Below are 14,137 nucleotides of genomic sequence, written 5' to 3' on the forward strand. Positions count from 1 at the left end.
GTACAAGCTCATGAAATTTTCCAGGTTTGCTCTCGTCGCCGCGCTTGCGTCGAGCGGACTGCTCGGCGCGTGCGCGATCGTGCCGACCGGTCCGAGCGTGATGGCGCTGCCGGGCACCGGCAAGACGTTCGATCAGTTCCGCGCCGACGACGGTTCGTGCCGCCAGTTCGCGTTCAACCAGGTCGGCGGTGTGTCGACCAATCAGGCAGCGACGGCGAGTGCGCTCGGCAGTGCAGCTGTGGGTACCGCGATTGGTGCGGCGGCCGGTGCGGCGTTCAACGGCGGCGCAGGGGCAGCGGTCGGTGCGGGTGCCGGTCTGCTCGCGGGCAGCGTGTTCGGTGCAGGCGCCGCGCAAGGCTCCGCGTACGACGTGCAGCAGCGCTACGACTATGCGTACCTGCAGTGCATGTACGCGTCGGGCGATCGCATCCCGGTGTCGGGTCGCATGCGCACGATGCAGTCGTCGTCGGGCTACGTGAATACGCCACCGCCTCCGCCGCCGGGTTCGCCGCCGCCTCCTCCGCCGGGAGCGTACTGAGCGTTCAGGTGCATGCTGTCGCCCGGGTCAGCGTGCACCGTTTCCACGAAGGCGGGACTCAGGACCCAGTCGTGATTTCCAGCGCATCCCGCAGCGTGTGAGGTTGTCGCCCGGGCATCATGCCGACAACAAAGTCGATGAATGCCCGGACCTTGGCCGGGACGTGGCTCCGGCTGGGGTAGTAGACGTAAAGAGGAAACGTCTCGTCAGGCCAGTCCGTCAAGATGGGTTCCAGTGTGCCCGCCCGCAGATGCGCGTCGATGCCCAGATCGATCACCTGAGCGATCCCGTAGCCTGCAAGACAGGTCCCGATTTTGGTTCCCGCATCCGTGACTGTCAGATTGCCGCTCACGGCCACCTTCACCTTCTCGTCGCCTCGCCAGAACTCCCACTCGAAGGGTCGGCCGGTCGCTGGATCGATGGCCTGAATGCATTCATGGCCATCGTCGACCAGATCGTTCGGCGACCTGGGTCGACCGCGTCGCTGCAGATAAGACGGCGCGGCAACGGTCAGCACTCGCGGGCTGTATAGCCGGCGACACACCAGGCTTGAAATGGACGGCGACCCAAACCGTATCGCGAGATCGAACCCGTCGCTCACCAGGTCCGAGAGGCCATTCCTGGTCTCAAGCTTCAGTTGAAGCGCAGGATGGTCTCTCATGAACTGGGCGAGCTCCGGCGCCAGTACGAGGTCGGCGAATCGCGCATCGCACGCAACCCGCAGCGTGCCGTCGACGACCGAAGTCTCGCCTGACGCATCGAGCGTCGCCTCTTCGATTCCCTGGAGTAGCGGCAGCACTTTCGACAACAGCGCATGCCCGGCGTCGGTCACTTCAACGTGTCGGCTCGTGCGCTGCACGAGCTTCGCGTGCAGACGGTCCTCGAGTCGCTGGATGGCACGACTCACCGCAGGCTGAGTCTTGCCCAGACGAGAAGCAGCCCGACCGAAGCTGCCGGATTCGGCGACCGCAGCCAGCACGAGCAAGCCGCCGACAAGCCCTCCATCGAGGTCATCCATGATCTATGTGTTCCGGTAATGGCAGCGATAACCGACTCGCCGTAGCCGATGGCAGAGGAAATCCTCACTATACGGATCGATCAACCATCGAGGAAACCCGGCAATGACACAGACCCAAACCCCGACCCAGACCCAGACCCAGGCCGTCGCCGCCTTGATCGACGACTATTTCAATCTGGCCTATGAGCCGAAGAGCCGCGACTTCGGCAAGGTCTTTCATCCGGTCTGCGTTGTCCAGTGGCTGGATGAAGGCCGGCTGAACACGCTATCGTCACCGGACTACGCGGCGCTCATCAACGACAGGCCAAGCCCCCGATCGACCGACTCGCCGAGAGACGAAGCGATCCTGTCCATCGAAAACATCTCGGACAGTCTTTCCACCGCCACCGCGAGGGTGCGGATCGGCAAGAAGCTGTTCAACGATCACCTGGTCATGCACAAGGTGGATGGCAACTGGCTGATCACGGTGAAGGCTTCTTTTATCGCGCGCACCTTCGACTGAAGCGCGGGCGGTTGCCGTTCAACATGGATTGGCCAGACGCAACACACACGCTACGGCTTTCACTTCGGTAAACCTCCACCCACCGCCACCGCCGCGGATGGAGCGAATTTTTAAACTGCACGCAGCCACCGTGCGTCACACGAAAAATATTTTTCGCACGACGGCCCCCGTCAAACACGTGTTTGGTTCAAACGCCTGATTTCGGGTAAACACGCAGCGCCGCGCCGCCCCATCGGCCCGGCCGTTTTTTATCTCAAACGCATCGTGCGACGACCGCCCCACCTGCGCTCCCTTCAAGCGCGGGCAAACGATTGCGACGCTTCCTAAAGTTTCCCGCCGCCGCTCCGTAGACGCATTCACGCCGCCCGTTCCGCGCGCTTGAAACACGATGCGAGCGGCCGGGTACAGGCGTCCCTGTTTATCGTCCGCGCACGCTCTCCGGTTTGCGCCGACGCACTCACCGCGAAGGAATTCACTTGAAACCGCTGCTTCATACAGGCATTGCTCACGCAATGCTCGGGGCACTTTTTGTCCTCTCGCTACCCGCCCACGCAACGCTCGGTGCTGGCATCACCAGCGTCGGTACCGGCCAGGTCCGCATGCACGCGTTGTCGCAGAGCGAATCCAGCGCGGCCGGCTACACCGTGCACACGATCACGCTCGCGTCCGGCACCGTCGTGCGCGAATACGTCGCGGCCAGCGGCATCGTCTTCGGTGTCGCGTGGGAAGGTCCGACGCTGCCGGATCTGAAGGAGACGCTCGGCACGTCGTTCGATCGCTACGTCGCAGCCAACGCGACGCGACGCGCGACGCCGCTCGCAGTATCGAGCGACGACCTGGTCGTGTTTTCCGCCGGTCATCTGCGCGCGTTCTCCGGGCGCGCGTACCTGCCGCACGTGATCCCGGCCGGCGTCGACGCCAGCGTCATTCAATAACGGAGCGCTCATGAGCCATTCACAGTTGCACGGCAAGCGCCGTTTTTCCGGCCTGCTTTCAGGGCTGTCGATCGTACTGGTTTCGCTGTGCGTTACCGCATGCGGTGGTGGCGGCGGTGGTAGCGGCGGCAGCAGCACCACGGCCAACTCCTCATCGCCGACGCAGACGACCAACACATCGCCCCCCGCGCAGACGCTGGCCGCGAATGCTGCTGCGGTCACCGTCGATGCAGGCGTCAACGGTGTGCCGAACATGCCGTTCGTCAGCGTGACGGTGTGCGCGCCAGGCACGACGCAGTGTCAGACGATCGATCACGTGCTGGTCGATACCGGTTCGTGGGGGTTGCGCGTGTTCGCGTCGCAATTGCCGACATCGGTCGCGCTGCCGCAGGAGAAGAACGGCTCGGGCAGCGCGCTCGCCGAATGCATGCAGTTCTTCGACGGCTATACGTGGGGGCCCGTGCGGATCGCCGACGTGCAGATCGGCGGAGAGAAGGCCGCGTCGTTGCCGGTGCAGGTGATCGATCCGGGCTACGCATCGTTGCCGACCGACTGCGCGAACGTCGGCGCATCGCGCAACACGGCGAGCGCGCTCGGCGCGAACGGGATTCTCGGCATCGGCGTGTTCAAGCACGACTGCGGTTTCAACTGCACGCAGCAGGCGTTGCCGGCGACGTACTACACGTGCAACGGTTCGAACTGCACGTCGACCGCGCTCGAAGAAGCGCTGCAGGTCGCGAACCCGGTGCCGTACTTCACGACCGATAACAACGGCTCGCTGCTCATGCTACCAGCCGTCGCGGACGCCGCGAAAACGCTGTCCGGCCAGCTCGTGTTCGGCATCGGCACGCAGAGCAACAACGGACTCGGCAACGCACAGGTGATCGGTGTGAGCCCCGCGAACGGCACGTTCACGACCGTGCAGAACGGCACGACGTACGGGAAGAGCATCGTCGACAGCGGCTCGACCGGCCTCTTCTTCCAGACCGGTGCGCTGCCTGTGTGTTCGAGTCCGAACAACGCGTACTACTGCCCGTCGTCGACGCAGCAGTTGAGCGCGATGATCCAGGGCGTCAACGGCGTGAACAGCGCGGTGTCGTTCAGCGTCGGCAATGCGGTCGCTCTCGTGCAGACCTTTGGCAACGACTCGGCGATGCCGCTGTTCGCGGGTCCTGCGTTCGTGACGTCGACGGTGTTCGACTGGGGACTGCCGTTCTTCTACGGCCGCACGGTGTACGCCGCGATCGAACAGCAGCCGACGCCCGGCGGCACCGGGCCGTACGTCGCGTACTGAGCAGGGTCGCGCGGCACACGTCAGACGTACGCGTGTTCGCGCATCCACTTCGTCATGATCCACTTGTCGCCTTCGCGGACCGGTGCGCCACCGTGCAGCGTCAGTGGATCGAGTTGCCTGTCGCTGTTCATGTACGAGAAGTAGACGCCGCCGCCCTGCTTCGCGACGACCGACATGCCCGCGTCGGGGAAAATCGTTTCGCCGCCGCCGGGCACATCGTTCAGATACAGGATCAGCGTCGCGACACGCTGGCCGCCGCGTGAGGTGTGCTTCGTGCTGCCGGCCTGATCGGGCGGAAAGTAATCGAAGTGCGGCCGGTATTCGCCGCCGCCGTTGTAGTGCAGGATCTGGAAGCCCTCGCCGTTCTCGAGCGGCCAGTTCATCAGCTCGGCGACACGCTGGTCGAGCGCGGCGATGAACGGATCTTCGCAGCGCTGGAACCAGATGCCTTCGCTGGTGCGGTTCTGGATCACGTCTTCGCTACCGTCGACGACGTTCACCGTCGTCGAGCGTTTCAGCCGGTGGCGTGACCGTTCCATCAACTCGTGGCACTCGTCGGCGCTCAGCACGTCGCCGAAGACGACGATCTGCGGACGCTCGCAACGCATCAACACCTTGACGTCGCGGCCGCCGGCGCGCACCACGTTGCCGGCGGGCACGGGGCATGGATCGTAGCGATAGGGGGTTGATGCGCTGGTTGAGTCTGCTGGTGCCGGCTGCGTTGCTGCTGCGACGGTGCCGACGGTTGCGTCCGTTGCCGCAGTTGCCGCGGTTGCAACAGGTTTGCCCAGCACGATCTGTTTGACTGTGTCGCGGGCCATGTCGCGCCCGAAGCCGGAAGCGACCATCGCGTCGATCATCGATTCGGCGCTGCAGCCTCGTTCTACATTGGTGGTCAGCCAGTCCTGCCAGGACCGGTCAAGTATCGGCATGATTGTCTCGTTCTGTTCGTCGTGAAAGCGGGAGCTGCGCGACCGGCTCGTTCCGGCCTCCCATCGGACAACATGCACATCTTGTGCCATCTTTGGGCGTTGTGGCAATGACGCGTGTGGGGCCGCTGCGGGGGCGTGGGCGGTTGGGTGGCGTGGGGGGGTGTGCCGCGAATGTGGCGGGATGGCCTCGCGCGTTACGTATCGTGCGGAGGCGTGTTACGGAAACAAGGACGCACGCTAGATGGGCCGCATGAGCCACACAGGCAGCACGGGGGCGAAGCAGTCAGGCCTGCGTCGGGCGAGTGAACGTTGCGGCCGCGACATCGACGACGAAAGAGAAAGCGCCGACCTCGCCATCATCCGCCCCACCCACTCACGCAACCCGCATCCCCTCACACCGATCAAGCCAGTCGATCACCACACGCAGCACCTCGTCGCTGTTGGTGTCCATCATCATCATGTGCGTGTTGCCGCGCAGGCCGAGCGCGGGCAGATCGATACGTTCACCGCGTCCACCGGCTGCATTCCATGCGGCCATCGACGCACTCGCGCGCGCCGCATGTGCACGCCACGCGTCGTCCTCTTCGATAAAGTCGCCGAACACGACGACCCCGGGCCTACCCGGCAAACCCGCATCGAACGAAGCCGGCACACCATGCGGTTCGAGCGCGACACATGCACGCACGAGATCACGCGCCGCATCGGCTGCATCGAATACGAGGCCGCCGCCCTGACTGAAGCCGAGCAGCGCACACGGACCGATGCGCATCACGACGTCGATCAACGCCTGCCGTTGCAATGCGGTCGTGCTCGGCCAGCGCGGCACCGTCTGCGCTGACAGACCGGCCATCGCATCGAGCGGAAAACGGTGGCCCGCGTAACCGAAGCGATAGATCCGCGCCGACTCTTCGTCGCTACGCGACAGCGGACGAGCAGGCCACACGTCATCGAGCGCGCAGAAACCCGCGCGCCCGCGTTCGACGTTATCCACCACGTAGACCGACACGCCCTCTTCCAGCAACCGCTGCAACCAGCCGGGCCGGCCGTCGGGCGTGTCCTCCCACATCGCGCCCGTCAGGCCACCGCCGTGCATCAGCACGAGCGGCACCGCGTAACGCGGCGTCGCTTGCAGAAAGTACTGCACGTACGCGGCTTCGATCCAGTACGTGCCGTTCGGATCGTATTCGCGCGTCGACGTCGACGACAACGTGACGCGATACGGCGCACGCCCCTCGACGCTCACGCGCCGGCCGCCGACGAAGAAGCTGCCCGTCTTGCGAAGCGTGATCATCGGCGGCTCCGATTCATGTCAGTGCTCTCACGTGTGCACGCTGATGCTCGTTTCGGCGCCGAACGGTCCTTCCGGCTTCGTGCAATCATCGGACGCTTCCGTTCACGCCTATGCACTCACGCGCACACGCTGCCGGGTGTTCCAGCAGCCAACGGTTCTTTCTGCTTCGCGCGATCATCGAACGCTCCCACTCACACGCGCACCGCACTCAGCGTTTCGGCGACGAACAGTTCTTCCGGCTTCAACAGACGATGACACACCCCCTGCTCATACCCGAACTGCAGAAACGCTTCGAGCGTCGTGCGATTCGGTTCGAGCCCGTACGGCCAGATGTCCTCGCCGAACAACGCCTGCGCATCGGCGACGCGCGACGGCATCCACGGCAGCGGAAAGTGCGAGCACGTGATATCGCTCAGACGATGAAGGCTGTTGCGCTTCGCTTCGTCGAACGCTTTCAGCAGATTGCCCGCGATCCAGCGGTTCTTCTCGAACGTCTCGCGACGCAGCACGATCAGATGCATGATCGGGAAAATTCGCGTGGCTTCGTAGTATTCACGCTCGACGCCGGCGAAATCCGGGAAGAGCCGCACGATTTCGCCCGCACGTTCGCGGCCCGGTTCCGGCGCGCGTGCGCTCAGCACCGCATCGATCTTGCCGTCGAGCAGCAGCGACGTCAGCGAATGCTCGGGCTCCGGACGATACGACACGCCCTCGGGCACGCGCACGTTGACCTTCTCCTTGCGCCCCGCCTGATTCACACCGCCCTGCACCCATTCGATTTCCGACAGCGGAATACCGAGCGAATGCGCGATCCAGCCGCGCGAATAGATCGCAGCCGTCTGCGCCCATTCGGGAATGCCGATGCGTTTGCCGCGCAGATCCTCGGCACGTTGCACGGGACCATCGCGCCGCACGTACAGCGACGATTGCCTGAACGAGCGCGACGGAAAGATCGGCAATCCGACGAGCCGGTCGTCGCCCTGCGAGCGCAGCGACGAAAACTTGCCGAACGACATCTCCGAGATGTCCCACTCCTGGAAATGCGTCGTGCGATAAAAAATCTCCTCGACGTTCAGCACCGACGGCAACAGATCGATGCCTTCGGGCTGCACGCGCCCGGTCACCAGATCGCGTACGTGGTCGTAGTCGCTCACGGCGAGGCTCAAGGACAGTCTGGACATAGTGGTTCTCGTAGGGACAGAAAAATCAGTGGGCCTCAGTGGGCATTCGTGATGACGACATGCGGTTGCGAAGGCCCGATGGTCAGCACCAGCGTTGCAGTCATCAGCACGGCCGCGCCGATCGCGCCGAACATGATGCCGGGGCCGCCGGACCATTGCTGCAACACGCCCGCGACGGCGGGCCCCAACATCGCGCCGATCCGCGACAGCCCGAGGAACAGGCCGACGCCGGTGCCGCGCATTTCAGTCGGGTACGTGGTCGCGACGAGGTTGTTGAGCACGATCTGCGAACCGACGACGAACGCACCCGCGCCGGCCACGGCGATCATCGTCGTGGTGCGGTCGGTGGCCCATGCGAGCAGCGCGACCATCGCCGCGCCGAGCACGTACGACGCCGAGATGACTTTGCGCCGATCGCCGACGCGGTCGGCGATGAAACCGGAGATCAAGCCGCCCGCCACCGCCATGCCGGCGAACAGCGAGCCGTACGCGAAGCTCGACGACAGATTTTCGCCGCGCTTGAGCATGATCGTCGGCAGCCAGCCGGACAAGCCGTACGCAGAGAACAGGCTCAATGCGCCGGCCGCCCAGAAACTCAGCGTGCGCAATCGATAATCGTGCGACAGCAGCAGACCGAGCGGACTTCTGTGCGACAACGCGCCACCGCTCGCGAACTGACCGGCGTCGTAGGCCGCCGCGCGTTCCGGACGCAACCGGTACAGCAGCGACTTCACTTCGTCCCAGCGGCCACGGCTCGCGAGAAAGCGCGGCGATTCCGGTAGCCACAACTGGATCGCGAGCGCGAACACGAGCGCCACGCCGCCGACGTAATAGAGACTCTGCCACCCGTAATGCGGCGTCAACCACGCAGCAATCAACCCGGCCGACGACGACCCGCTCACCCAGCCGAGCGAGAAGAACACGCTGGTAAACACGTTCGACGAACGCGTCGGTGCGATCTCGTTGATGTAGGTCACAGCGAGCGGCATCAGCAGCCCGAGCGCGAGTCCCATCGTCACGCGCAGCGCGATGTAGGTCGCGAGATCGTGTGCGAACAGCGCGATCGCGAGACTCATCACACCCGAGCCCCAGCAGCCGAGCAACAGGATCTTGCGACGCCCGAAGCGATCGCCGAGCAGGCCACTCACCGCTGAACCCGCCGCGAAACCCGCAAGCCCGCTCGACAGCATGATGCCGATGCGCGTCGGCGACAGCCCCCACGGTCCCGCGACGTAGTGGACGATGTACGCGGAGTTGTACAGGTCGTAGCCGTCGAACAGCAGGATCAGCGCGATCAGCACGCCGAGCCGGTAGTGAAAGCCGCCGAGGGGCGCTTCCTCGATCTCCTGACGAACGTCGATCCGGGTCGCCGGCATCGACACTTTATGTTGAGCCATGACTGCCTCGCTTCAGAATGAGTGTTTGATGCCGATCATCGCGCCGGTCTGGTTGCTGCCGCTCGTGACATCGCCGAGCGCGCGCACGCCGATGTTCAGACCATCCGAATTGCTCGCGTATGAGACTTCCGCGTAGAGGTCGGTGCGCTTCGACAGGAAGTAGTCGGCGAGCAGCACCGCGCTCGACGTCTTCTGCCCCGTGCCGTGGATGCGCTCCTGATAGCCGCCGAGCGACAGGAACAGCGGCGCGCTCGCTTGCCACGATGCGCCGACCCAGTACAGCAGCGAACCCGGCGACGTCACGCTGTTTTTCACATTGAGCCAGCGTGTACCGACGTATGCCTTCACCGAACCGAACGCATAGGTCGCCCCGCCGACGACGCGCATCTGCGACACGTCCTGCGTCGCGATCGACGTGCCCTGCATCTGGTCGTACGCGACGCCGACATTGGCCGGTCCGTGCGCGTACTGCAGCGAGACGCTGTACTCGCGGCCCACCTTGGAATGTCCTGCCACCTGTGCACCGTTGGGAATGGTCGAATCGAAGCCCGTGCTGTACAACGCCGCGAACGTCACGCCATCGAAGTTCGCGAGATAGCGCACCGCATTATCCGCGCGGCCGACGAGCGTTGCATCGTAGCCCTGCGCGGAATAGCTCGGATTGAAGTTGAGCGGATCGTACACATACATCAAGTCGTACAGCAGGTTGTATTGCCGGCCGAGTCTGACTTCGCCATACGGTGTGCTCAACCCGACGTACGCTTTTCGTCCGAACATCCGGCCGCCCTGTCCGAGCGTGCCGTTGTTGATCGAGAAGCCGTTCTCGAGATCGAATATGGCCTTGATGCCGCCGCCCAGATCCTCCTGGCCGCGCAAGCCCCAGCGCGAGCCCGCAAGGCTGCCCGATTCCATCCGCACCGCGGTGCCTGATGTGCCATTCGCACCGGGCACGTGATTCGCGATTTCGATGCCGACGTCGGTGATCCCGTAGAGCGTCACCGTCCCTTCCGCGTGAACGTAGGGCACGGCGGCGCACGACAACGCCAGCGCGGCAAAAGCGTGATGTTTCTTCATGTGTCTGTCTCCAAAGTTTTTGTATTCGTGTGCTTGCTGGTCGTGGTCAGGCCCGCCCATGACGACGACACGGGCGAGACTGCTACGACTTCGGTCACTTCTGCGACGCGGGCGCCTTCAGTCGAGACGCGGAGCCTCGCGACGCGGCTGCGGCAACGGTGTACCGAGCCCTGCTTCGCTCGCGAGCGCATAGAGCCGCAGGCCGAGCGCAAGATCCGACACGCCCATGCCCATCGCCTTGAACACCGTGATGTCGTCGGCGGACGTGCGCGCGAGTCCTCGTGCGACGACGTCGCACAGCGGCGTTATTTCGTCCCACGCATCGCGCGAGCCGTACGCACGGACGAATTCCGTCGACAGACGCTGCGCCGCGCCGAGATCGTCGACGACCGCGCGCGTGCAGCGGGCGAACACGTCGTCGGCGAGTTCGATGCGCTCTTCCGTGATCGCACCTACTGCGTTCACATGCGTGCCGCTTGCCAGCGCCGACGCGGGCAAAAACGCTTCGGTCGCGCGCGTGACGGTCGTGACGATCGGCGCATCGGCGACAGCGGCCTCCACCGACTGCGCCGCCACGATCTCGATGTAGAACTTCGCACGCGCCCGCTCGACGAACGCGCGGCGTTTGTCAGGCGTCGGACTGTACACACGCACGAGCTTCAGTGGCCGCACTGCGGCCACTGCGGCAAGCTGCGCGAGCGCCTGCTTGCCGGTACCGATCAACGCGAGCACGTCGGCATCGGGACGCGCGAGCCATTTCGTCGCAACACCGGAGATGCCGCCGGTGCGCATCTGGCCCAGTGCGAACGCTTCGAGAATCGCCTTCAGCTGACCGTTCGCGCTGTCGAACAGCATCAGCAGCGGACACGCTCCGCCTTCGGTATGCGCCCAGGTTTTCGTGCCGACGATCCCCGCGTCCTGAAACGCCGCGCCGATCGCGTGCAGATTGCTGTGCCCCCACGCGACGTGCGTCTTGCCCATGTTGCGTGCCGCGCCGCTCGCCTGCTGCGCGAGGCCGGCTTCGAGCGCTTCGATTGCGCCGGACAGGTTCATCAGCGAGACGATCTGCTGCTCGGAAATCCAGACGGGTGTACTCGCCGCGTTCATGCTTCGCCCTCGAAAATCGACGGCACCGGCGGTTCGAGCCGCAGCGTGTTGACGACCATCGCGTGCGTCACGTAGCGGCCAATCAGCATCACGAAAGCCATCGCTTCGGCCGGCGTCAGCAGGCTCGCGAGCGAATCGAACTCCGTTTGTGCATCGAGTCCGCGTGTGCGTAACGCCTTCAACGCATACGCCTGTGCGACTTTCTCGACGTCGCTCAATTCGGTCGCCGCAGCCGGATCGAGTCGATTGACCTGCGCAATCCACGTGCGCGGAAAACCGAGCTTCACGCTCAGGCGTTCATGCTGGTGACGCTCGTAGCGGTTCTCCATGTAGCTCGCCACCGTCAGCGCGCCGAGTTCGGTCAGACGATCAGGCAGCGCGTGCTTCAGTGCATCGGTGAAATGCATGAAGTGCAGCGTCACGTCGGGTGCATGGCCCGCGCACTTGAACAGCTCGCCGAGATAGCGCAGCCGTTCGACGCGCGGCGTCAGATAGGCGGCCAGATCGGGCCGCATATCGGCCAGCTCCAGCCTGGGGATCTTCTCGCTCATCGATGTCTCCGGTTTCCTGTCGTATCGCGCTGTGCTTAAAGCAGACCGGCACGATCGAGCACGCCGTCGAGACGCACTTCCAGTTCGCGCGTCGCGGGCATCATCGGCAGACGATGTTCGTTCGCGGGCAGCAGGCCCATCCGCTTCATCATGTATTTGATGGGGATCGGATTCGTGTCGTAGAACACGGACTGATTCAGCTCGAACAACGAGAAATGCAGATCGCGTGCGGCCGCGTAGTCGTTGCGCTCGACCGCCTCGACGAGATTCGCCACCTGACGCGGCGCCAGATTGCCGACCGCGTTCATCAACCCGCATGCGCCGACCGCGAGCATCGGATAGCTCAGTTCCTCAAGACCGACGAACACGCGCCAGTCCGACCCGAACGTGTCGAGCATGTGCGTGACGAAGCCCATGTCGTTGACCGCATGCTTCATCCCGACCAGATGCGGTACGCGCTCGCGGATCGCCTTGACGGTCGCGAGATCCATGCTGACCGCCGCGCGCCCCGGGATGTGATAGATCAGCAGCGGCCGTTCCGTGCGTGTACCGATGTCCACGTAGTACTCGACGAGACCGCGCTGCGGCGGACGGATGTAGTAAGGCGTGACGATCAGCATCGCATCGACGCCGGCCTTGTCCGCGTGCGCCGTCAGCTCGACGGTTTCGGCATGCGATTGCGAGCCGGTCGCGGCGAGCACCGGCACGCGTCCGGCCGTGGCCTCGACGGCGACGTCGACGAGACGGTTACGCTCTGCCACCGTCAGCAGACTCGGCTCCGCTGTCGTGCCGTTCACGAGCACGCCATGCCCGCCGTTGACGATCTGCCAGTCGACGAGCCGTGCATAGGTCTCGTAGTCGACAGCCTGGTTGCGGAACGGCGTGACGATCGGCGTAATCGAGCCCTTCAGCCATGAGATATCGCGCATGATTCGGATTCCTTGTCGATGAATTGGCTTAGTTGGCTCAAGCGGCTTTTTCATTACCGCGATTGGTCGAAAAACCGGTCTGCGTGCCGAGCAGCGCGAGCGGCTCTTTCATGCTCTCCTGCCACAGCAGCGACTGCATGTAGATGTTGAGCGGCTGATCCTGGATGGTCAGCTCGTAGACGTAGTCGTCGTAGGACGCGTGGTTGTGCACGGCCCAGCCGGGTGCCGACAGCATCAGATCGCCGGCTTTCCACTCGTAGCGGTTGCCCGCGACCATGCTGTAGCCCGAGCCCGAGAAGTAGTAGTTGATCGCCGACGACACATGACGATGCGGACGGTCGACGATCTTCGGCGGACGGATCGTCATCGTCGCGAAGAAATTCGGCGTGATGCCGTTGGTGCGACCCGTCACCGGGTTGTACATCATGTACAGCCGGCGTCCGACGTAGTCGCTGCCCAGTGCTTCGAGCTTGTCGAGTTCGGCTTTCACGAGTTGCCACGGAAAATGCAGCGGACGCGATTCGACGACCTGCGGATTGATCAGCGTTTCGTACGGCATCAGCAGGCCACCGTCTTCGCCGATCGGGAACATGCCGAACGGGTTGCGGCGCTTCGGATCGTCGCTGACGTGCGACGTGAGCGTTTCGGTTGGCACTTCCAGCTCGACGCCGAACTCGGGCACATACACTTCCATGTGCTGCAGCAGCGGCGTATTCGAGTAGACGAGCCGCACCTGGATGTCGTTTGTATCGTTGGTGTGCGCGTACGCGACGAACGCCGGATGATTCCACACGTCGTATTGACGGAACGCGATGCTGCGACCCGCGACGCGCGTCGAACCGCCGCCGCGAATGCAGAAGTTCACCTCGGTCGCGTTGTGACGCATCGGCTCGGTGGTCTCGCCCGGCAACAACACCTGCAGCGACACCTGAATGCCAGGGGCGAGGCCCGGCGAACCGGCACGCGCGGACGGATGGACGATCAACGAATGACGGCGTCCGTCGGCCGGCTTCGGCAACGCGGCAAGACGCTCGACCTCCGCGTCGATCTCTTCGCGGCTCACGATCACCGGTGCCCAGTAGTGGTTGTCGCGGGGACGCTGGCCAGTCTGATCGACAAAGCTCGCTTGCGCCGGCCCGAATTCGCGTCTCAGGTCATGCATCGGAAGTCTCCTCAAAGCACCCGCCGGGATCAGTCGCGGCCAGGTGCGGAAATGGAATCGAGGACTGAAAATTACTCGCCGGCGCTTTGTCGATCAAGATTGATATTTAAAATCAATATAAATATTTGGGCCGGGCTCTCGCGTACTGACGAATAGCCGGACTCCGCTTTACTGCAATGGTCTGATAAACTTTCAGGAACATGCTGCGTCCGACCCATTCGGCCGA

The 14,137-nt window shown here is 63.9% G+C and carries 14 protein-coding genes; 4 read left to right on the forward strand and 10 right to left on the reverse strand.

What is annotated here, in order from left to right:
- Positions 1-10 precede the first annotated feature (10 nt).
- Positions 11-538 carry a hypothetical protein gene (locus E1748_RS03110; RefSeq protein ID WP_133645682.1) on the forward strand — a complete coding sequence of 176 codons (528 nt, stop codon included), beginning with the start codon at positions 11-13 and terminating at the stop codon, positions 536-538.
- A gap of 58 nt (positions 539-596) precedes the next feature.
- Here the strand turns inward: E1748_RS03110 and E1748_RS03115 are convergent, their stop codons facing one another.
- Positions 597-1,556 carry a LysR family transcriptional regulator gene (locus E1748_RS03115; RefSeq protein ID WP_133645683.1) on the reverse strand — a complete coding sequence of 320 codons (960 nt, stop codon included), beginning with the start codon at positions 1,554-1,556 and terminating at the stop codon, positions 597-599.
- A 103-nt stretch (positions 1,557-1,659) separates the two neighbouring features.
- On the opposite strand from E1748_RS03115, the gene E1748_RS03120 reads away from it, so the two are divergent.
- From E1748_RS03120 to E1748_RS03130, 3 genes are all read left to right on the forward strand, one after another.
- Positions 1,660-2,058, forward strand: a complete 399-nt coding sequence (locus E1748_RS03120) for a nuclear transport factor 2 family protein (RefSeq protein ID WP_133645684.1) — start codon at positions 1,660-1,662, stop codon at positions 2,056-2,058.
- Between the two features lie 485 nt (positions 2,059-2,543).
- Complete coding sequence (locus E1748_RS03125; protein ID WP_240766479.1) at positions 2,544-2,993, forward strand: DUF2844 domain-containing protein; 450 nt, start codon at positions 2,544-2,546, stop codon at positions 2,991-2,993.
- A gap of 10 nt (positions 2,994-3,003) precedes the next feature.
- Positions 3,004-4,287 carry a DUF3443 domain-containing protein gene (locus E1748_RS03130; protein WP_133645686.1) on the forward strand — a complete coding sequence of 428 codons (1,284 nt, stop codon included), beginning with the start codon at positions 3,004-3,006 and terminating at the stop codon, positions 4,285-4,287.
- A gap of 20 nt (positions 4,288-4,307) precedes the next feature.
- On the opposite strand, the gene E1748_RS03135 is transcribed toward E1748_RS03130, so the two are convergent.
- The 9 genes from E1748_RS03135 to E1748_RS03175 form a co-directional block, all read right to left on the reverse strand.
- Positions 4,308-5,219, reverse strand: coding sequence for a 2OG-Fe(II) oxygenase (locus E1748_RS03135; protein ID WP_133645687.1), 912 nt, complete (start codon positions 5,217-5,219; stop codon positions 4,308-4,310).
- Between the two features lie 373 nt (positions 5,220-5,592).
- Complete coding sequence (locus E1748_RS03140) at positions 5,593-6,510, reverse strand: alpha/beta hydrolase (RefSeq protein WP_133645688.1); 918 nt, start codon at positions 6,508-6,510, stop codon at positions 5,593-5,595.
- Positions 6,511-6,701: 191 nt separating this feature from the next.
- Positions 6,702-7,691, reverse strand: coding sequence for a substrate-binding domain-containing protein (locus tag E1748_RS03145; RefSeq protein WP_133645689.1), 990 nt, complete (start codon positions 7,689-7,691; stop codon positions 6,702-6,704).
- 35 nt (positions 7,692-7,726) lie between these two features.
- Entirely contained in the window at positions 7,727-9,088 is a 1,362-nt protein-coding gene (locus E1748_RS03150; RefSeq protein ID WP_133645690.1) for an MFS transporter, read from the reverse strand.
- Between the two features lie 12 nt (positions 9,089-9,100).
- Positions 9,101-10,162 (reverse strand): porin, encoded by a 1,062-nt coding sequence (locus tag E1748_RS03155; protein WP_133645691.1) that lies wholly within the window; start codon positions 10,160-10,162, stop codon positions 9,101-9,103.
- Positions 10,163-10,279: 117 nt separating this feature from the next.
- Positions 10,280-11,269 (reverse strand): ornithine cyclodeaminase family protein, encoded by a 990-nt coding sequence (locus tag E1748_RS03160; protein ID WP_133645692.1) that lies wholly within the window; start codon positions 11,267-11,269, stop codon positions 10,280-10,282.
- Entirely contained in the window at positions 11,266-11,820 is a 555-nt protein-coding gene (locus E1748_RS03165; protein ID WP_133645693.1) for a hypothetical protein, read from the reverse strand. Before E1748_RS03165 ends, E1748_RS03160 begins: the two co-directional genes overlap by 4 nt.
- Before the next feature lie 35 nt (positions 11,821-11,855).
- Complete coding sequence (dapA, locus tag E1748_RS03170) at positions 11,856-12,749, reverse strand: 4-hydroxy-tetrahydrodipicolinate synthase (protein WP_133645694.1); 894 nt, start codon at positions 12,747-12,749, stop codon at positions 11,856-11,858.
- 37 nt (positions 12,750-12,786) lie between these two features.
- Positions 12,787-13,911, reverse strand: a complete 1,125-nt coding sequence (locus tag E1748_RS03175) for a cupin domain-containing protein (RefSeq protein WP_133645695.1) — start codon at positions 13,909-13,911, stop codon at positions 12,787-12,789.
- Positions 13,912-14,137: the final 226 nt, after the last annotated feature.

This window comes from Paraburkholderia flava (genome assembly GCF_004359985.1).
Classification (GTDB): Bacteria; Pseudomonadota; Gammaproteobacteria; order Burkholderiales; family Burkholderiaceae; genus Paraburkholderia; species Paraburkholderia flava.